The 19,413-nt window shown below is 61.6% G+C and carries 17 protein-coding genes; 13 read left to right on the top strand and 4 right to left on the bottom strand.

Translation table 11 applies throughout. From position 1 onward, the window contains the following. Nucleotides 1-5: 5 nt before the first annotated feature. On the bottom strand, nucleotides 6-641 hold the full coding sequence (locus tag EKH80_RS21730) for a Pr6Pr family membrane protein (RefSeq protein ID WP_126686899.1): 636 nt from the start codon (nucleotides 639-641) through the stop codon (nucleotides 6-8). A gap of 109 nt (nucleotides 642-750) precedes the next feature. On the opposite strand from EKH80_RS21730, the gene EKH80_RS21725 reads away from it, so the two are divergent. After that, nucleotides 751-2,109 carry a DNA recombination protein RmuC gene (locus EKH80_RS21725; RefSeq protein ID WP_126686898.1) on the top strand — a complete coding sequence of 453 codons (1,359 nt, stop codon included), beginning with the start codon at nucleotides 751-753 and terminating at the stop codon, nucleotides 2,107-2,109. 158 nt (nucleotides 2,110-2,267) lie between these two features. Here EKH80_RS21725 and EKH80_RS21720 read toward each other — a convergent pair whose 3' ends face one another. Continuing rightward, nucleotides 2,268-3,083 (bottom strand): shikimate 5-dehydrogenase, encoded by an 816-nt coding sequence (locus EKH80_RS21720; protein WP_126686897.1) that lies wholly within the window; start codon nucleotides 3,081-3,083, stop codon nucleotides 2,268-2,270. Between the two features lie 237 nt (nucleotides 3,084-3,320). Between EKH80_RS21720 and folE the strand changes: the two genes are divergently transcribed. The 11 genes from folE to EKH80_RS21665 all read left to right on the top strand — a co-directional run bounded on the left by folE (nucleotide 3,321) and on the right by EKH80_RS21665 (nucleotide 15,779). After that, a complete protein-coding gene (gene folE, locus EKH80_RS21715; protein WP_126686896.1) occupies nucleotides 3,321-3,920 on the top strand; it encodes a GTP cyclohydrolase I FolE in 600 nt (199 codons plus the stop codon). Continuing rightward, nucleotides 3,920-4,246 carry an EF-hand domain-containing protein gene (locus EKH80_RS21710; protein ID WP_126686895.1) on the top strand — a complete coding sequence of 109 codons (327 nt, stop codon included), beginning with the start codon at nucleotides 3,920-3,922 and terminating at the stop codon, nucleotides 4,244-4,246. Before folE ends, EKH80_RS21710 begins: the two co-directional genes overlap by 1 nt. A 232-nt stretch (nucleotides 4,247-4,478) precedes the next feature. Then, on the top strand, nucleotides 4,479-5,828 hold the full coding sequence (locus EKH80_RS21705; RefSeq protein ID WP_126686894.1) for a TCR/Tet family MFS transporter: 1,350 nt from the start codon (nucleotides 4,479-4,481) through the stop codon (nucleotides 5,826-5,828). After that, nucleotides 5,825-6,331, top strand: a complete 507-nt coding sequence (locus EKH80_RS21700; protein WP_126686893.1) for a DUF1993 domain-containing protein — start codon at nucleotides 5,825-5,827, stop codon at nucleotides 6,329-6,331. Before EKH80_RS21705 ends, EKH80_RS21700 begins: the two co-directional genes overlap by 4 nt. A gap of 354 nt (nucleotides 6,332-6,685) precedes the next feature. After that, on the top strand, nucleotides 6,686-9,487 hold the full coding sequence (locus tag EKH80_RS21695) for a TonB-dependent receptor plug domain-containing protein (protein ID WP_230473875.1): 2,802 nt from the start codon (nucleotides 6,686-6,688) through the stop codon (nucleotides 9,485-9,487). 141 nt (nucleotides 9,488-9,628) lie between these two features. Then, the gene (locus tag EKH80_RS21690) at nucleotides 9,629-10,282 is read left to right on the top strand and encodes a DsbA family oxidoreductase (RefSeq protein WP_126686892.1); all 654 of its coding nucleotides are present in this window, start codon (nucleotides 9,629-9,631) and stop codon (nucleotides 10,280-10,282) included. 231 nt (nucleotides 10,283-10,513) lie between these two features. Further along, nucleotides 10,514-12,163, top strand: a complete 1,650-nt coding sequence (locus EKH80_RS21685) for an NAD(P)/FAD-dependent oxidoreductase (RefSeq protein WP_126686891.1) — start codon at nucleotides 10,514-10,516, stop codon at nucleotides 12,161-12,163. Next, entirely contained in the window at nucleotides 12,153-14,255 is a 2,103-nt protein-coding gene (gene dinG / locus EKH80_RS21680) for an ATP-dependent DNA helicase DinG (protein ID WP_126686890.1), read from the top strand. The genes EKH80_RS21685 and dinG overlap by 11 nt, the downstream gene beginning before the upstream one ends. Continuing rightward, nucleotides 14,252-14,812 carry a HutD/Ves family protein gene (locus EKH80_RS21675; protein WP_126686889.1) on the top strand — a complete coding sequence of 187 codons (561 nt, stop codon included), beginning with the start codon at nucleotides 14,252-14,254 and terminating at the stop codon, nucleotides 14,810-14,812. The genes dinG and EKH80_RS21675 overlap by 4 nt, the downstream gene beginning before the upstream one ends. A 56-nt stretch (nucleotides 14,813-14,868) precedes the next feature. Then, nucleotides 14,869-15,504, top strand: a complete 636-nt coding sequence (locus EKH80_RS21670; protein WP_230473874.1) for an NnrU family protein — start codon at nucleotides 14,869-14,871, stop codon at nucleotides 15,502-15,504. 77 nt (nucleotides 15,505-15,581) lie between these two features. Further along, complete coding sequence (locus EKH80_RS21665; RefSeq protein WP_126686888.1) at nucleotides 15,582-15,779, top strand: hypothetical protein; 198 nt, start codon at nucleotides 15,582-15,584, stop codon at nucleotides 15,777-15,779. A 161-nt stretch (nucleotides 15,780-15,940) separates the two neighbouring features. On the opposite strand, the gene EKH80_RS21660 is transcribed toward EKH80_RS21665, so the two are convergent. Further along, on the bottom strand, nucleotides 15,941-17,839 hold the full coding sequence (locus EKH80_RS21660; RefSeq protein ID WP_230473877.1) for a CocE/NonD family hydrolase: 1,899 nt from the start codon (nucleotides 17,837-17,839) through the stop codon (nucleotides 15,941-15,943). A 221-nt stretch (nucleotides 17,840-18,060) separates the two neighbouring features. On the opposite strand from EKH80_RS21660, the gene EKH80_RS21655 reads away from it, so the two are divergent. Further along, a complete protein-coding gene (locus EKH80_RS21655) occupies nucleotides 18,061-18,456 on the top strand; it encodes a YchJ family protein (RefSeq protein ID WP_126686886.1) in 396 nt (131 codons plus the stop codon). A gap of 66 nt (nucleotides 18,457-18,522) precedes the next feature. Here EKH80_RS21655 and EKH80_RS21650 read toward each other — a convergent pair whose 3' ends face one another. Then, entirely contained in the window at nucleotides 18,523-19,278 is a 756-nt protein-coding gene (locus tag EKH80_RS21650; RefSeq protein ID WP_126686885.1) for an NRDE family protein, read from the bottom strand. Between the last annotated feature and the right edge of the window lie 135 nt (nucleotides 19,279-19,413).

The following is a 19,413-nucleotide window of genomic DNA, read 5'->3' as shown; positions in this document are numbered from 1 at the left end:
GGATTTCATCCCAGCCTACGCCATAGCCACATCAAAAGGTACGACAAGGCAATAAACGCCACCCACAACACTACGGCGTGGCGCAAGACCAGCGGATAACCCAGCTCCGATGCATTGATGAAGCGGTACGGGTAGCGCCCCATGAATACACCGCGTAGCAGCGCATAGACGAAATAGCCCACCGGATACAGACTCCACCAAAACGGAGCGGTCCAGCGCAAACTCGTACGCCGCAGCGCGATGGTGCTGTAAATCAACACCAAGATCGGGACGACGTAGTGCATCAGCACATCCGCCAGCAATTGCAGCCCTTGCGGATTCCACGCATGCCGCAGCAGCACGAAATAGGCCACCCCCACGAAGGCGATGCTGGCCGTCACCCAGCCAAGCACCGTCGGCCGCGCGAAGAAGCCTCCACCTGCTGAAGCCGGCGGTAGCAGAAGCAAGCTGGTGGCCACCGCGACCAGGATGTTGGTGAGCACGGTCAGATAACCGAGGTAGATCGCCAACCCCTGCGCCGTGCTCATGCCCATCGAGCCGGTCAGCCGTAGCGACAGGTACAACTGCAACAGGACGCCAAACCAGCCGATTAGGGCGATCAGCGCAGCCAGCGGCTTTGCCCTCGCGATCGATGGGTTCATGCAGATTCCTTTGGATGAACGGCGTCGCGCGAATGCTACCCTGCCCGGCCAATCTCAGCGATTGATACGGCTGCGCGTAAACTGTGTCTCCATAGCCTCGGAACCGCCCATGCCCCTGATCGAAATTTCGCTGGCCCTGCTGCTTGTCCTGCTGGTGTTACAGGTGCTCGTACTGCTGCGCGGCCGCGGCGACGCCGGCCTGCAGGCGCGCCTCGACAGCCTCAAGGACGACATCCGCCATCTGCGCGAAGCCCTGGCTCAGGAGCAACGCGCCGGCCGCAGCGAGCTGAGCCAGGCGCTGGTGCAATTCGGTCAGCGCCTGGATGCGCTGACTGAACGCACGGACACAGGCCTGCAGACGCTCTCGCAACGGCTGATCGAAGAAGCGCGCCGTGGCCGCGAGGAACTCGGCGCCACCCTCAAGCAGCTCGGCGACCAGCAAAAACAGCAGCTGGGCACGCTCGCCGCCGACAGTGAAAAGCGCCTCGGCGAGGTGCGCAGCACGCTGGAAACCAAGCTCACCGCCATCCAGCACGACAACGCCGCCAAGTTGGAACAGATGCGCGCCACGGTGGACGAAAAACTGCAGGCCACGCTGGAAACGCGGCTGGGCCAGTCGTTCAAGCTGGTCTCGGAGCGGCTGGAAGCGGTCCAGCGCGGCCTGGGCGAAATGCAGTCGCTGGCCAGCGGCGTCGGCGATCTCAAGCGTGTGCTCAGCAACGTGAAGACGCGCGGCATCCTGGGGGAAATGCAGCTTGCCGCCCTGCTGGAGCAAATGCTCACGCCGGAGCAATACGCTGCCAACGTGGCCACTGCGCCGGGCTCCGACGAGCGCGTGGAATTCGCCATCCGCCTGCCCGGCAGCGATCGTGATGGCCAGGTGTGGCTGCCGATCGACGCGAAATTTCCGCGCGAGGATTACGAGCGCTTGCTCGATGCGCAGCAACAGGCAGACGCGGAAGCGATGGAACGCGCCGCAAACGCGCTGGAACGCCGCATCCGTGACGAAGCCAAGAGCATCCGCGGCAAATACATCGCCCCACCCGCCACCACCGATTTCGCCATACTGTTCTTGCCTACCGAAGGCCTGTATGCGGAGATCATCCGCCGCCCTGGCCTGTTCGACAGCCTGCAGCGCGAGCAGCGGATCATTGTAGCGGGCCCCACCACACTCTCGGCCATCCTCAACAGCCTGCAGATGGGCTTCCGCACGCTGGCAATCCAGCAGCGCAGCAGCGAAGTGTGGCAGTTGCTGGGCGCGGTGAAGAACGAGTTCGGCAAATTCGGCGACGTGCTGAAAATGGTGCGCAAGAAGCTGGATGAGGCCAGCAAGCACATCGACAACACGGCCGTGCGGACTCGCGCGATCGAGCGCAAATTGCGCGATGTGGAAACGCTGCCTGGAGAGCAGGCGCAGCAGTTGCTGGGCGAATCGCTTAGTAGCGATGAAGAGGCGGTGGAGGATTGAGGATCTTGCCGCAAGCTCCAAATCCGCCCCACCGTCATTCCGGCGAAGGCCGGAATCCAGTTTCAATACCTCGTGCGAAGCACTCAGCACAAAAAGTAAGGTGTCCTTCGGACGCATATCTAAACTGGATTCCGGCCTTCGCCGGAATGACGAACGAGTCACCCCAGCGCATGCGCAGCCGCCTGCGCAATCAATGCATCATCCGGCCGCACTCCCGTATACAGCACGAACTGCTCCACCGCCTGCAGCACAATCACCTCCGCGCCGGTCACCACCGGCTTGCCCAACGACCGCGCCAGCTTGATCAGCGGCGTTTCCGACGGCAGCGCCACCACGTCGAAGATGGCTCTGGCGCGCTCTACCGCTACGCGCTCAAACGCCAATTGGTCTTTTTCGGGCCCTTCCATGCCGACCGGAGTGACGTTGATCAGCAGATCCGCCTGCAGGCCCGCCATATCGGCACTCCAGGAAAACCCGCTCACTTCGGCCAGCTGACGCCCCGTGGCTTCATTCCGCGCCACGATATGGCCATGCCTGAAGCCTGCATCGCGAAACGCACAGGCCACTGCCTTAGCCATGCCGCCGCTGCCGCGCAGGGCCAGCCGCATATCCGTCGCCAGACCATGCTCTTCGATCAAGCTGCGCACGGCGATGTAATCGGTGTTGTAGGCGCGTAGATGGCCATCGTCGTTGACGATGGTGTTGATGGAAGCGATCGCCGCGGCCGAGTCGTCGATGCTGTCGACCAGCGCCATGCACGCCTCCTTGAACGGCATCGAAATAGCGCAACCTCGGATCCCCAGGGCGCGGACGCCGCCGATGGCCGCCGGCAAGTCGCGCGTGGTGAACGCCTTGTACACGTAGTTCAGGTCCAGCGCTGCGTAGAGAAAATTTTGAAAGCGCGTACCGAAGTTGCCGGGACGGCCGGACAGCGACATGCAAAGCCGGGTATCGCGGTTGATGGATCGGATCATGGGGTTGGGTTACTGGCGGGGGGGCAGGCAGGCCCGGAACCCTAGCACAGGGATGCGCCGATCCATGTTCCGCGGTTGGCAGGCAGGCTGGCATGTCAATCTCAGTCTGTGGAAACCGCTACAGAGCTGGGATGTGCTTGACCAAGCTGACCGACGATGCCCTTTACACCAAAAATCGAAGCACCTCTTGACGCGAGCGTTACACTTGCAAGCCTAAACCCGTACCAAGGAAGCCGCATGAGCGAGCACGAGCCCACCGAAGTCACCCGCGAACAGGCCGAAGAGGCTGTGCGTACGCTGTTGCGCTGGGCCGGCGACGATCCGCAGCGCGAGGGCCTGCTCGATACGCCGCGCCGCGTGGTGAAGGCCTACCGCGACTGGTTCAACGGCTACCTGATCGATCCGGGCGAATACCTGCGCCGCACCTTTGAGGAGGTAGCCGGCTACGACGAGATGGTGGTGCTGCGCGACATCGAGTTCGAAAGCCATTGCGAACACCACATGGCGCCGATCATCGGGCGCGCCTACGTGGGCTACCTGCCCACCCACCGCGTGGTGGGCATCAGCAAGCTGGCACGCGTAGTGGATGCATACGCGCGCCGCTTTCAGGTACAGGAAAAGATGACCGCGGAAATCGCACGCTGCATCCAGGACAACCTCAACCCGGCGGGCGTGGCGGTGGTGATCGATGCCAGCCACGAATGCATGACCACGCGCGGCGTGCACAAGCGCGGCGTGTCGATGATCACCAGCCAGATGCTGGGCGCGTTCCGCGACGACGCCCGCACCCGCGCCGAGTTCCTGGATTTCATCGGCATCCAGGGCGGCCGCCGCTGATGCGTTCGGCCCTGGCCTGCCTGCTGCTGGGGCTGCCCATGGCCGCGCTTGCGCAAAGCACCGGGGCCGGCCTGTTCCAAGCCATGGACAGCAATGGCGACGGGCGCATCAGCGAGGCCGAGTATGTAGCCTACATGAGCCAGGGCTTCTACCGGCGGGATCTCAATCACGACGGCGTGCTGGAGCCGGAGGAACTGCCCGGCGGGCACGGCAAGCCGGTGACCTTGCAAGAGTGGCAGGACAATCTGCGGCGCGAGTTCCACCGGCTGGACCGCCATCACCACGGGTACCTGAATCCGCAGGAATTGATGCAGCCGCCGCGCTGACTCGTCATTCGTCGCCCCGGCGAAAGCCGGGGCTCAGCGACTTGGTTTTCAGCGCCCCGGCTTTCGTAGGGGCGACGCCGTTAGGGCGAGTCCGTACATCCTCTTCGCATCGCGCGAGTAGCAGGACACCCCGCGACATTTCCCGCACCCTCCAGCCCATGCCAAGCCAGGCCGCATCGGCTATCGTTGCGGCTTTGACCCTACACGCCCGGTAGCCATCCGCGTTCATTGCATGGACTCAGCCTCTAACGTTCGCCCTTCACGCCAAACCGCCGCGTTCGCCTTCATCTTCGTGACGGTGATGGTGGACATGCTGGCCTTCGGCATCATCATTCCGGTGTTGCCGCACCTGATCGTGCAGTTGAGCGGCGGCAGCATGGCGCAGGCAGCCGTATGGGTGGGCTGGATCAGCACCACGTTCATGCTGATGCAATTCATCTTCTCGCCGGTGCAGGGCACGCTGTCGGATCGCTTCGGCCGCCGCGCGGTGATCCTGATTTCCTGCTTCGGCCTGGGCATCGACTTCATCGTGATCGCCCTGGCGCCAACGGTGTGGCTGCTGTTCCTGGGGCGCCTGGTATCGGGCATCTGCGCGGCAAGCTTCTCCACCGCCAACGCCTACATCGCCGACATCATCCCGAAGGAAAAGCGCGCAGCGTCTTACGGGGCGCTCGGCGCGGCGTTCGCGATCGGCTTCATCACGGGGCCTGCGCTGGGCGGCCTGCTTGGCCATATCAGCGTCCGCTTGCCGTTCTGGGTGGCCGCCGCGCTATCGCTGATCAATTTCTGCTACGGCTATTTTGTCCTGCCGGAGTCGCTGCCGCCCGAACGTCGCAGCAAGCACTTCGAATGGCGTCACGCGAACCCATTTGGCGCGCTGGTGCTATTGCGCCGCTATCCGCAGGTGTTTGCGATGGCCACGGTGTACTTCCTGATCACCCTGGCCCAGTTTTCGCTCAACGCCACCTACGTGCTCTATGCCGATTACCGCTATGGCTGGGGCCCGGAAGCGGTGGGCGGCACGCTCGCCCTCGTCGGCCTTTGCACCGGCATCGTGCAGGCGGGACTGGTGCGCCGTTTGATGCCGAAACTCGGTGAGCGGCGCATGATCATGCTGGGCATGCCGCTGGCGGTGGCCGGCTATCTGGTGTTCGGCCTCGCTCCCTTGGGCTGGATGTTCCTGCTGGGCATCCCGCTGCTTGCCCTGGGCGGCCTGGCCGGGCCTCCTTCGCAAGCCCTGATGACGCATCAAGTGGATCCGCACGAGCAAGGCCGCCTGCAAGGCGCGCTGACCAGCCTGGCCAGCCTGGCCGGCATCTTCGGGCCGGCGCTGTACGCCAACCTGTTCGGCTTGTTCATCAGCAATCACGCCCCCATGCATCTACCCGGCATCGCCTTCGTGTTGGCGGCGTTGCAGATGACGATAGCCACTGTCATTGCCGGCTATGCGATTCGCCATCTGCACCTGGTGCAAACGTCGGACGAACAGCCGGCAACGTCGCTGCCCAGCGATTTCTCGTCTGTCGCCGACGTGGTCACGCACGATTCCCTCTCTCATCATCACCCGGAGTCATCCCCATGAGCCTCTCGATGTATCAAGCTTCCGTGCCTCTGTTCGTACGTGCGCTTACCAACCTCCATCACGTGCTCAAGCTCGGGGAAAAGCACGCCAAGGAAAAAAGCGTGGAAGGATCGGTGATGCTGCAGACCCGCCTCATCCCCGACATGCTGCCGTTGGTCAAGCAGGTGCAGATCGCCACCGACATGGCCAAAAACGGCACCGCCCGCCTGGCCGGCGTCGATCCGCTGAAGTTCGAGGACAACGAAACCTCGTTCGACGAGCTGCACTCGCGCATCGAGCGCGCCATCGACTACATCAAGGGCTTCAAGCCCGAACAGATCGACGGCAGCGAAACGCGCGCGATCACGCTGAAGACTCGCAATGGCGAACAGCACTTCGAAGGCGAGGCCTACCTGCTGCACTTCGTGATACCGAACCTGTTCTTCCATTGCACCACTGCCTACAACATCCTGCGCGAGGCCGGCACGAATATCGGCAAGCAGGATTTCATCGGCAAGCAGTAAAGCTCCCCCTCCGTGCAGGGTGATGCATCACCCTGCACACGGCACCTTGTACCTTGGCGGCATGGCCAAAGTCCCTTCGTACTAGTTCCTAGTACAGCGCTGTAAGCGCACATCCTTCGCACCGCAGAGTGCCGACGATGCCCCCGTACGCCACGGCATCGCATTCCCCGATTGTCGCCAAAACGCTGCTCGCTAACTTATTGCCGACGGTTCGGCAAAGCATTCCCTCCAGGGGTTGAACCGCCCATCCGTGACTGATGCCGTGCATGCCTGCGCGAAGCGTCGCCACGACTCGTCATTCTCCGTACGCCAAGCCAGCAGGCGGTGCGACGGCGACCTCAAGGAGACCACGGCTTGAAATCAGGAAAGACCCTTAATCGCACCTTGCTGGTATTGGCATGCGCTGGCGGATACGGCAGTGCGTTTGCTCAAGACAACGGAGCGACAAATATCGATGGCGCTTCAAAGAAAAAACTGGAGGCGATAACGGTCACCGGCTCGCTGATACCGCAGACGCAGATTGAAACGTTCACACCCACAACCACTATCACCTCCGAGCAGCTCAAGGCAAATGGCTTTGCCACGGTCGCACAGGCCCTTCAACATATTACTTTCGCCACAGGAAGCGTTCAAAACGCTCAGAACACCAACAGCTTCACTCCTGGCGCCAAGACGGCCAGCTTTTTCGGGCTTAATCCTGGCTACATAAAGATTCTCATTGACGGAAGATCGTTGAACAACTTTCCGGCGCTATACAACAGCACCGAAGTCATCAACAACCTAAACACCATTCCGACCGACCTGGTCGAGCGCATAGATTTTCTTCCTGGCGGTCAATCCACGCTGTACGGATCAGATGCCATCGCCGGCGTGATAAACATCATCATGAAGAAGAAAATCGATACGCCTATTGTTGATGTGCGCTACGGATGGGATGGACTGAACGGCGGCGCGAACCGGCACATCAGCGTCGCCAATACCTTCAAATTCAACAAATTCACTCTCACCGCCGGTGCACAACTGGAAAGCTATCAACCCATCTGGTCGGCTGATCGTTCGTGGACCTCACACTACTTTGAGAACGGTAGTTCGTCGGCTCTCGCCAATCGTGACTACCTTATTTACAACACCAAAGTAAGCAACAGTTATTACATGCTCGACCCGAATCGCTGCGCCCTCACAAGGGGACAATTCGGCGGTACGGAAGACTTGCGCAATCGCCCCAGGCAGGGCGAGTATTGTGGCTCATTCTACTCCCCCGGCACCTCAACTCTTTCCGGCGACAGCAGAACGGCCAGCATCTACACCCGGTCCACTTATGACCTCAGCGAAACTACTCAATGGTATGGGGACTTCAGTTACAACTTCGATCGTGAAAAATGGAACAACGGAGCGAGCACCCTGTGGTGGGGATCATCCAGCAAGTACACCTACATCTACGATCCCGACCTGGACGATTACATCAATCTCCAGAAGAGCTTTAGCCCGGAAGAAGTTGGCGGTTACCAACACGCCATGTACAAAACCTATGAACGTAACTACACGCTGACGCTCGGGGCAAAGGGGGTACTCGGCACCTCCGACTGGGAATACGACATCAGTGTCATGCACGGCGAGGACAAGCTGGTGCAGCGGCCGCTCGCTCGTTTTAAGGGTGCCATGGAAGATTTTTTTGCCGTCCACGTACTCGGTCCAGACTTAGGTCCCGACCCTCACGGCAATGGCTTCAGCACGTTCCGGCCGAACTATGAAGCGTTCTACACCCCCATTTCCAACAGCGACTTCAACAGTTTTGCCGGCTACCTGACAACGCGTGCCAAAACCTGGCAGAACATCGGCCGTATGACCTTGACCCATTCATCTCTTGCAAAGATGCCTGGCGGAGATCTCGGGGTGGCGTTTCTGTTTGAAGCCGGCAATGAAGGCTGGGACTATTCACCCGATCTTCGCTTGCTGACGGATGGCGTTTGGGGCCAGAGCGCTGTGCAGGGCGCCGGTCACCGCTCTCGTTTTGCCGTAGCAAACGAGTGGCGCCTACCATTGCTGCCCGAGTTAACCTTGAGCGCGTCAGCCCGTTTTGATGCCTACAAAGTGGCCAGCAGCACCGTTAGCAAGCCCGCTTATAGCGTAGGCCTGGAATATCGTCCTCTTGGCGATTTACTCTTGCTGCGCGCCAGGTATGGCACGTCCTTCAAAGCACCTACGCTGGCCGATCAGTTCACTGGTCCTAGCACTTATTACGTCAATACCACGGATTACTACAATTGCGCGCTATTAGGCTATGACCCCAGTGTTGCAACGATCAACTGCCCTGCCAAGTACAACGGCGTATCCGTAAAAGGGCTCCAATCGGGCAATCCGGAACTCAGGCCCATTTCCGCTACCAACTGGAGCGCGGGCTTTATACTGTCGCCAGTGCCACGCATGGCGCTTGCTGCGGACTTCTATCACTGGAATATCAAGGATGAGGTCGCCTTCGAAGACGGCGACAAGCTCCTATTGCAAGAGGCAGCCTGCCGGCTTGGTCAACTCGATATTTCTTCGCCCAGCTGTCAGTCGGCCATCAGCAAGATCACTCGCAATGCTAAAGGTGAATTGATCGGAATTTACACCCCCAAGGTCAACGTTTCGAATGAAACCATTGACGCGATGAATGTGAGCTTCAATTACGTGTTTTCCATGGGAAGTTTCGGCGAGTTCAGCCCAAGCCTCAACTACACCGACATTTTGCAGCACAAGTACCAACCTTATGCCGGTGATCCTTATGTCGATCTGCTTCGATCACCCTACTGGAGCACGGACTTCAAAACCAAATTTTCGGCATCACTGAACTGGAGGCTCACAAAATGGGGCGCCACTCTCTACGCATCTCGCTACGGCAGATCACCCAATTATTTGGTGACGCTAAACGCGTCTTCCCCCTATACAAAACCAGGTGAAGGAACATTGCCTACATGGGTAACCTTTAATACCAGCGTGTCATACAAACCACTGACCAACCTTGACGTGTCCTTCATCGTGAACAATCTGTTCAATGCGATGCCCCCTATCGACCGCAGCTTTCCGGGTACGTCATCGGCGCCCTATAACAAAAAGAACTATGACGTCTATGGCCGCATGTTCTCGGTGGAGGCTAGTTACAAATTTGGCCGGTGACCTGTAACTCCGGATACCAGAGGGGAGCGAGCTTGCTCGCTCCCCCTTTTTAGCTTTGCCGGAGCGCACAGACAACCCCATTGATTTACCGTGCAGTCGCCCAAATTCCTGCGAACTACCGCTAGTAAGCCAGGAAAGCACGTGAAAGCCCCAACCCACCTTAAAATCGATTTCGTCTCCGACGTCGTCTGTCCCTGGTGCGCCATCGGCCTCAAATCCCTGCAGCAGGCGCTTGAGCGGCTGGATGGCGAGGTGGTGGCCGAGTTGCATTTCCAGCCGTTCGAGCTGAATCCGCAGATGGGGCCGGAGGGGGAGGACGTAGCTGAACACCTGACGCGCAAGTACAGCAGCACGCCGGAGCAGATGGCGAAGAACCAGGAAGGTATCCGCCAGCGTGGAGCCAGCCTGGGCTTCGTCTTCGACATGGACAAACGCAGTCGCATCTACAACACCTTCGATGCGCACCGCCTGCTGCATTGGGCAGGACTGGAAGGCAGACAGCCCGCTCTGAAGCTGGCTTTACTGGAGGCGTATTTCACCAAGGGTGAGAACGTCAGCTCGCAGGAGGTGCTGGCGCGGGTTGCCGGCGAAGTCGGGCTGGATATCGCGGAGGCGCGCAACGTGCTGACGGAAAACCGCTTTGCGGACGAAGTGCGCGAACAGGAGCGTTTCTACCAGACGCAGGGCATCCATGCGGTGCCTTCGGTGATCATCAACGACAAGTACCTGGTTCAGGGTGGGCAGCCGCCGGAGCTGTTCGAGCAGACGTTGCGGCAGGTGGCGGCCGAGGCCTGAGCGGTGTGCCATCACTCCCTTCCCGGCATGCAAGGGAGGGCTGGGGTGGGGTTGCGTGAGCTTGCCACCCTGTTTGATATCGCCGCGAGGTTGCTTCACCCCACCCCAACCCTCCCCTACTACACGTAGGGGAGGGAGCAGTCTGCTGCAAGCTGGAATTTCTGTGCCAGAAGCGGCGCAAAGGGGCCAGCTTTGCGACAATAGCCTGCCGTTTCATCCGTCCCGCCCCGCATGCTGCGACTGACCGACATCAAGCTCCCCCTGGACCACCCCGAGGAAGCCCTGGCCGCCGCCGTTCGCGCCAGGCTGCACGTCGGCGCTTCGGCCATTCGCGGCTACAGCGTGTTCCGCCGCGGCTACGATGCCCGCAAGCGTGGGGCGATCCTGCTGATCTACACACTGGACGTAGACGTTGCCGACGAGGCCAAGTTGCTGGCGCGTTTCGCCGACGATCCGCACGTGCGTCCCACGCCGGATACGGAATACAGCTTCGTAGCGACGGCACCGGCCAGGCTCGAACACCGCCCAGTAGTGGTCGGAATGGGCCCCTGCGGCCTGTTCGCCGGGCTGGTGCTGGCGCAGATGGGCTTTCGGCCGATCATCTTGGAGCGCGGCAAGGCGGTGCGTGAGCGTACCAGGGACACCTGGGATCTGTGGCGCAAGCGCAACCTGCACCCGGAGTCGAACGTGCAGTTCGGCGAGGGCGGCGCGGGCACGTTTTCCGACGGCAAGCTGTACAGCCAGATTTCCGATCCAAAGCATTACGGCCGCAAGGTGCTCACGGAGTTCGTCAAAGCCGGCGCGCCGCAAGAAATCGTCTATGTGAGCAAGCCGCACATCGGCACCTTCCGCCTGGTGACGATGGTGGAGAACATGCGCAACACCATCGAAGCGCTAGGCGGGGAAGTCCGCTTTCAACAGCGCGTGGACGACCTGCTGGTCGAAACCGATGCGCAAGGCGTGCGTCATGTTCGCGGCGTCATGCTGGCGGACGGCGAGCAGATTCGCACGGACCACGTGGTGCTCGCGCTCGGCCATAGTGCCCGCGACACCGTCGAAGTGCTGCACAAGCGCGGCGTGTATCTGGAAGCCAAGCCTTTTTCGATCGGCTTCCGTGTGGAGCATCCGCAATCCCTGATTGACCGCGACCGTTTCGGCTCGCAAGCCGGCCATCCACTGCTGGGCGCTGCGGACTACAAGTTGGTGCATCACTGTCGCAACGGCCGCTCGGTGTACAGCTTCTGCATGTGCCCGGGCGGCACGGTGGTCGCGGCCACCAGCGAACCGGGGCGCGTGGTCACCAACGGCATGAGCCAGTATTCGCGCAACGAGCGCAACGCCAATGCGGCAATCGTGGTCGGCATCGAGCCCTGCGATTTCATTCCTTATGACAACAGCGGCAGCCCGCTTGCCGGCATCACTCTGCAGCGTCAGTTGGAAAGCCGCGCGTTCGAGCTTGGTGGCGGCACGTATGATGCGCCAGGGCAGCTCGTCGGCGATTTCATTGCCGGAAGAGCATCGACCGCATTCGGTGAAGTGCTACCCTCCTACAAACCCGGCGTGCACCTGACGGATCTGTCTTCGGCACTGCCGGATTACGCCATCGTAGCGATTCGCGAAGCGATGCCCGCCTTCGATCGCAAGATCAAGGGATTCGCACGGCCGGATGCGATCTTTACCGGCGTGGAAACGCGAACGTCGTCGCCAGTGCGAATCCGTCGCAACGACGACGACTTGCAGAGCCTGAACACACGCGGCCTGTTTCCTGCCGGTGAAGGCGCCGGTTATGCTGGCGGCATACTCTCGGCCGGCGTCGACGGCATTCGCGTGGCGGAAGCCGTGGCGCTGAGCATCACGCAGCAGGAAGTCCATGCTCACTGATGCCATCAAGGGCAGTATCCGCGACGCCTATGCGCGGGTGAAAGACGGGTTGCCGGGCTTTCGCGCGCGCGCGGCGCAAACACGCATGATTGCCGAGGTAGCCAAGGCGCTCGCACAGAGCGGCGGTGCCGCCGTGATCGAAGCCCCCACCGGCACCGGTAAATCCATGGCTTACCTGATCGCCGGGGTGGAAGCGGCGCAGGCGCTGAAAAAGAAACTGCTGATTGCCACCGCCACGGTCGCCTTGCAGGAGCAGCTGGTCGAGCGCGACATTCCGCTGTATCTGAAGCTCAACGGCCGCGAAATGAAGGTGGCACTCGCCAAGGGACGCGGCCGCTATCTGTGCCCGCGCGACTTGCGCATGGCCGCAGGCAGCCTGGGCGAGAACCCGCAGCTCGGCCTGGGGCTGGACGCGGACCTTGCCATTTGGAGCAAGCCTCCGGCCGAACGCGACAAGCAAGTGTTGCGCAAGCTCATCGAGGCGTTCGATCACCATCAATGGAACGGCGACATGGATGCCGCCCCCGAGACACCCAGCGACATGCTGCGCGCGATGATCACCACCAGCTCGGGAGGTTGCACCGGCCGACGCTGCGCGCATTTCATGGCCTGCCCGTTCTTTGCGGCGCGACGCGCCGCTGCGGACGCCGACATCATCGTGGCCAATCAGGATCTGGTGCTTGCCGACCTCACCCTGTCCAGCGGAGATGAGAGCTGGGGAGGCGTATTCCTACCCAAGCCGGACGACACGCTGTACGTGTTCGATGAAGCGCATCACATGCCCGGCAAGACGATCGATCGCGGCGCAGCGGAAGTTTTTCTCACCACGGCGGTACGGCAGCTAAGCCGGTTGGGCCGGCAGGTGCATGCCGCCTATTCGCTCACCGACAAGGAAGTGATCGGCAAGCTCACGCTGGATGCCGGCGATGAAAAGCTGCAGGAACTCAGCAACGCGCTGGAGGAGCTGGAGAAGGAAATCCGCCAGGCATGGTTGCCCGACCCTGCCGAAACCGAGCCGATGTATCGGGGTTCACTCGGACAGCTCCCGGACAACTGGGTGCATCACGCCACCGTGCTGTATGTCGCCGCCTCCGAAGTACAGCGTTGGCTGACGACCGTGCGCCGCGCGGTCACCGAGATGAGCGAGGGCGGTCCCACCCAAGAGGCCTTGTCGCGCGAGCTGGGCATGGCGCTGGAGCGTATCGATCGCCAAGTGCGCACCTGGCGTGCATGGTCCAGCGACGATCCGGAACACGCGCCGCCACTGGCGCGCTGGGTCACGCTGGCGAACGACCAGCAACTGGTTTGTCACGCTTCAGCCGTTTCCGCCGGCGCCTTGCTGCGCAATATCCTGTGGGACAACGCCAGCGCCGTAGTGATGACCTCCGCCACGCTGAGCGTGGGCGGCAATTTCCGCGGTTTTGCCGATGCGGTGGGCTTGCCGAACGAGGCCGTGACAGTGAGCCTGCCCTCGCCTTTCGATCTCGGTGCGCAGGCACGCCTTGAAATACCGGCCGTATCCGCCTTGCCCGATGCACGCGAACAGCATGCGCAGGAAGTCACCGACTGGCTGGCGGAAAACCTGGATTGGGAGGCCGGCAACCTGGTGCTATTCACCTCGCGCGCCAAACTCGAACGCGTGCTGCAACGCCTGCCGATCGACAGGGTGCGCAAGGTACGTGCACAGGGCTCGCTCGGCAAAACGCAATTGATCGCCGAACATGTCGCGGCGATTGAAGCCGGCAAGGGCAGCACGCTGTTCGGCCTCGCGTCGTTCGGCGAAGGCCTGGACCTGCCCGGCAAGCTGTGCGAAACGGTGGTGATCACGCAGCTGCCGTTCGCCGTGCCCACCGACCCCGTCGGCGCGACATACGCCGAATGGCTGGAGTCACGCGGACGCAATCCTTTCATGGAGGTGGCCGTGCCGGAGGCCACCCGCCTGCTGATCCAGTATTGCGGCCGCCTGATCCGCAGCGAGACCGATCGTGGCCGCATCGTGCTGCTGGACCGGCGCGTCATCACGCGGCAATACGGTAGCCAGATGCTTAAAGCCCTGCCCCCGTTCCAACGTGTGATCGAGCGTAACGCATGAGCATCATCCGCCTGCGCGATTGTCCGGCCGTGCCATGGAAGAACGGCATGGGACGCACGCGCGAATTGGCCGTGCATCCGGCCGGCGCCGGCATGGAGGATTTCGCGTGGCGGGTCAGCGTGGCCGAAGTGGATAGCGCCGCGCCGTTTTCCTCGTTCGATGGCGTCGATCGCTACATCGCACTGCTGCAGGGTGCGGGCTTTACGATGACCCTGGACGATGGCCGCAGCCATGCGCTCGACACGCCCTTCGCGCCCTTCGCGTTTCCCGGTGAAGCCAAGGTGACGATTGCGCTGAATGGCGGGCCTACGCGTGATTTCAACCTGATGTTGCGGCGGGCGAAGGCGCGCGGCGAGTTGGTGACCTGGGAGGATCCGGGCCGGCAGGTGGTGGATGATGCCGTTGTGCTGATCTACTGCGCACGCGGACATGTCGATACGGCCGATGGACGCATGCAACCTGGCGATGCGTGGCTGCCGGCAGGGTCGACGGGGCGCGTCACGCTGGATGCCGAGACCTTGGCACTTGTGGCACGTGTGCAATTGCTGGGAAATTGACGTTGCGTAGGCTGGGATGTCAATCCCAGCAACACGAGACGTGAAAGCAGCTGGGATTGTCATCCCAGCCTACGACGCGCAAGACGTACTTCAACTATCTTGAGGCTCCCACCATGTCCGTGCTGATCCTCGGCCTGATCCTGTTCATCGGCCTGCACTCCATCCGCATCGTCGCCGACGACTGGCGCAGCCGCCAGATCGAACGCATCGGCCTGAATCGCTGGAAAGCGATCTACTCCCTTCTCGCCGCGACCAGCCTGGTGCTGATCGTCGTCGGATTCTCCATGGCGAGGCACCACCCGGTACTGCTGTATGTACCGCCGATGTGGCTGCGGCATCTCAATGGCGCACTCATGCTGATCGCGCTGATCCTGTTTCCCGCCGCACGCGTGCCGAACAACATGATCAAGGGCAGGCTGCATCATCCGCAGGTGCTGGCGGTGAAGACCTGGGCGTTCGGCCATCTGCTGGCCAACGGCATGCTGCACGACGTGGTGTTGTTCGGTGCCTTCCTGTTATGGGCGGTGGTGCTGTTTGCGGCCTCGCGTCGGCGCGACCGGCGGCTTGGCACGGTCTATCCGGCGGGAACGGTGAAAGCGACGGTGATAACTGTCGTAGCAGGTGTCGTGCTTTGGGCCTTGTTTGCGTTCTGGCTGCACAACGCGTTGTTTGGCGTGAACCCCATGGCGTAGGCATGCTGGTAGTCATCTACGCGGCCGGGGTGGGCTGCGTTACAGTCTAGGCGTCCGATGCACAGGAGGTAACGCCCATGGCCGGTTTTCTGCTCTGGTTGCTGCTGCTGGTGTTCTGCTGGCCGCTGGCGCTGTTGGCGCTGGTGCTGTATCCCATCGTATGGCTGGTGTTGCTGCCGTTCCGCTTGCTCGGCCTCACCATGAATGCGGTGTTTGCCTTCCTGCATGCCTTGTTGATGTTGCCGGCGCGCGTACTGCGCGGCCGGCCGGCGTAACAACTCCCTCCCCTGCGAAGGCAGGGGAGGGTTGAGGTGGGGTTGTTTGAGCTTGCTGTGATGTTTGCGTCCGCGGCAAGGTTGCTTCACCCCACCCCGGTCCTCCCCCACTACACGTAGGGGAGGGAGCAGATCTCGCGAATAGCCAGTAGAAAACGCTCTTACCGCCCCGACACCACCGGCAAGCTGACAAAGCTCGCCTGATCCGGCGTATGCCATACGCGCTGCGTCGCTTTCACGTAATCCGCCGGCTTGGCATCGAAGATGTTCGGCACGAAGGTTTGCGGATTGCGGTCGTACAGCGGGAACAGGCTGGACTGTACCTGCACCATGATGCGGTGGCCCGGCTCGAACACATGGTTCACCGTGGGCAGGCGGAAGTGGTAGGCAAGCGCTGCGTTCGCCTCGATGGCCTCTGGATGTTCGAAGCTGGTGCGATAGCGCCCGCGGAAGATGTCCAGCGAAATCGGCAGCTCGTAGCCACCCATGCCCGGATTGGACGGCACCGTGTCGGGATAGACGTCGATGATCTTCACCACCCAATCGCTGTCGCCACCGCTGGTGGAGGCCACCAGGTTCACCTGCGGGGCGCCGCTCACGCGCAGCGGCGCGCTTAGCGGAGCGCTTACATAGGTGAGCACGTCCGGACGGCCGTCGACGAAACGCTGGTCGTTGAGCAGCCAGCGCGTCCAGGCATCGTGGTCCGAACCCACCACCGGGCGCGGCTGATACGGCACCGGCTTGGCCGGATCGGAAACATACTCGTCGTACTTCGTATCACCGGCCTTCGGCGCATCGAACGACACCCGGCCATCGGCCAGCAAATAAAGCGGCTTGGCGGTGGAATCGCAACCGTGCTCGCACGACAGCGGCCAGTGCGTGAATCGATCCCAATGGTTTTCGGCAGTGTTGTAGATCAGCACCGGCGGGGTATCTGCTTTCGGTGCGCCGTCCTTGAGGTATTGATTGAAGAACGGCAGCAAGACGTCGCGGCGGAACTGCAATGCCGTATCGCCGTCCCAGTTCATCGGACCGAGCGTGCTGCCATTGACGTTTACCTGGCTGTGGCGCCATGGGCCCATCACCAGGTAGTTCATGTTGTTGCTGCCGTCTTTCGGTTCCATTGCTTCGTAGCTGTGGATGGCACCGTACATGTCTTCCTGGTCCCACAGTCCCTGCAGCCACATGGTGGGCACTTTCAGCGGCTGCTGCGCCATCACTTTGTCCAGCGCCTGGGCCGACCAGAACGGCGTATAGGCCGGGTTTTCGTGGATCTTGCGCCAGAACGGCAGGCCATCCAGCCCATTGGCGCGCGCGTAGTCGCCAGCTGAACCGGCACGCAGGAAATTGTTGTAGTCGTCGTAGCCCTCGCGCGGGATTCGATAGCCCATGCCGCGTTGGGTGGTCTGTGCGGTGATGTAGTCGAAGTTGGTCTGGCGGAAAGCGCCGTAATGGAACCAGTCGTCGCCCATCCAGCCGTCCACCATCGGGCTTTCCGGTGCAGCCACTTTCAAGGCCGGGTTCGGATTGACCAGGGCCATCACCACGGTGAAGCCTTCGTACGAGGAACCAAGCATGCCGATCTTGCCGTTCGATTCGGGCAGGTTCTTCGACAGCCAGTCGATGGTGTCATAGGCATCGGTGGATTCGTCCACCTTGCCGCTGTTGAGCGGGCCGCGCAGCGGCAAAGTCATCACGTACGGCCCTTCGGAACCGTACTTGCCGCGAATGTCCTGGAACACGCGGATGTAGCCGGCTTTCACGAACACCTCGTCGCCTTCCGGCAGCAGGGCGAGCATGTGCGGGGACTTTTCGCGTTCGCTACGCTTGTCTGCGTTGTAGGGCGTACGTGTAAGCAGGATCGGCGCATTGTGCGCAGCCTTCGGAATCACGATCACGGTGTGCAGCTTCACCCCATCGCGCATCGGGATCATGACCACGCGCTTGACGTAGTCGTTGGCCTCGGTGGGCGCCGTGAAACTGGAAGGAATATCGGGCGTCATCGGCGCGGTCTGCGCGTGGGCGCCGGCCGCCATCAGGCCCACGGCCAGTGCCGTCATTGAGAACAGCGATCGAATCGGGTGCATGCAATAAATCTCCGCCGCGTTCGGCCGCCCATACCCTGACGGCCGATGCATTCAATAGGGAATGCTGCCCTCCCGGCAGCTGGATGACTTTAAGCGATCCGCAGTGCCGGCCATGCATGACTTTTCGCACTACCCCTTGCATTTATGCGTGGCGGGAGCAGGATGGTCGGCGTGGTTACTGCCGGATTCGAGCCTTGCAAGTTGTCGACACCCTCACACCCTGCCCGTGCGGCAATCACAGCGGTTACACCCGCTGTTGCGGTCCGCTGCACGAAGGCGGCATTGCACAAACCGCCGAAGCGTTGATGCGCTCACGCTATAGCGCCTATGTGCTCAAGCGTGAGGATTACCTGCTGGCCACCTGGCATCCCAGCACCCGCCCGGCAAGCCTGAAGCTGGCGGCGCAACACCCGGCGCCCAGCTGGCTGGGGCTGGACGTAAAGCGTCACGAGGAAGATGGCGAAAGCGCCACGGTAGAGTTCGTGGCGCGACTGCGCTATGGCGGCGGCAAGGCCCAGCGCATGCACGAGATCAGCCGCTTCGTGCGCGAACTAGGGCGCTGGTACTACCTGGATGGGCATTTTCCGTAGGCTTACGTTGCAAACCCAGCATTACCATGCATACAACACACACGATGCTGGGATTGCCATCCCAGCCTACAACGACAGTTCGCTTTCGCCCTCGAAGCGACCGTTTGGTCCAAATCGCCGTTCGACGATCAGCCCTTTGCCGGCATGGTCGATCGCCACGATGGTGCAGGCGCGTGTGCCATAGCGTTCGCCACGAATGAAGGCGGAAGATAGCCAGCGTTCGCGTTCCAGTCCCATGCCTGTATCGGGCAGCAATTCGTCCGGCGCCTGGTGTTCGTTGGCCAGGGCGTTGAACAGCGGCGCGAAGTCCACTTCGTGACCGGCATCCAGCCACGCCTGCAGGCGCTGCATCAAAGCGCGCGTCTTCGGCCACGGCGTATTGAAGTCGGCGTTGGATAAACCATGTACGCCGGGCTCGATCGGCTGTGCCTTGGAGGTAGGGCGATTGCCGATATAGAAACCGTGTTCTTGGTCGAACGTAAGCAGATTGAACGGGCGGTAGCTGGGCGCCAGAGGCAACAGCTTGTCCGCGTGAGCTGTTGCATCATCGGAGCCCGCCAGATAGTCCGTAGCCAGCAGCCCGCGCGATACACCCTGCTGCGGGTCGCTGGGGTCCCGCACATTGGTCACGACGCAGCATCGTCCCGTTGGCGTGACACCCAGCCAGGTGCCACCCGCTTCGAGATCACGTCCGCCGATGATCGGCATGCCTGTCCAACGCGACAACGGTGCGCTGGGCCGCGCGTGGAATTCATCGCGGTTGCCGGCGAGCAGCAGGCGCCAGCGGGGGTGGGTTTGCCAGGCGAAGGCGATCAGGCACATGGGGAGAAGACTACCTTATAGGCACCACCGAAATGTGCTCCCTCCCCTGCTTGGCACTTGATTAGCGTCGAGTCTCAGTAGGGTTTCGAAGATCCCGCTCCGGCAAGGGGCGGGATCGGAGTAAGCCGGCAGCCA

Source organism: Dyella choica, from assembly GCF_003977665.1.
GTDB lineage: Bacteria > Pseudomonadota > Gammaproteobacteria > Xanthomonadales > Rhodanobacteraceae > Dyella_B > Dyella_B choica.
This window is presented reverse-complemented; position numbering and strand designations above follow the sequence as displayed.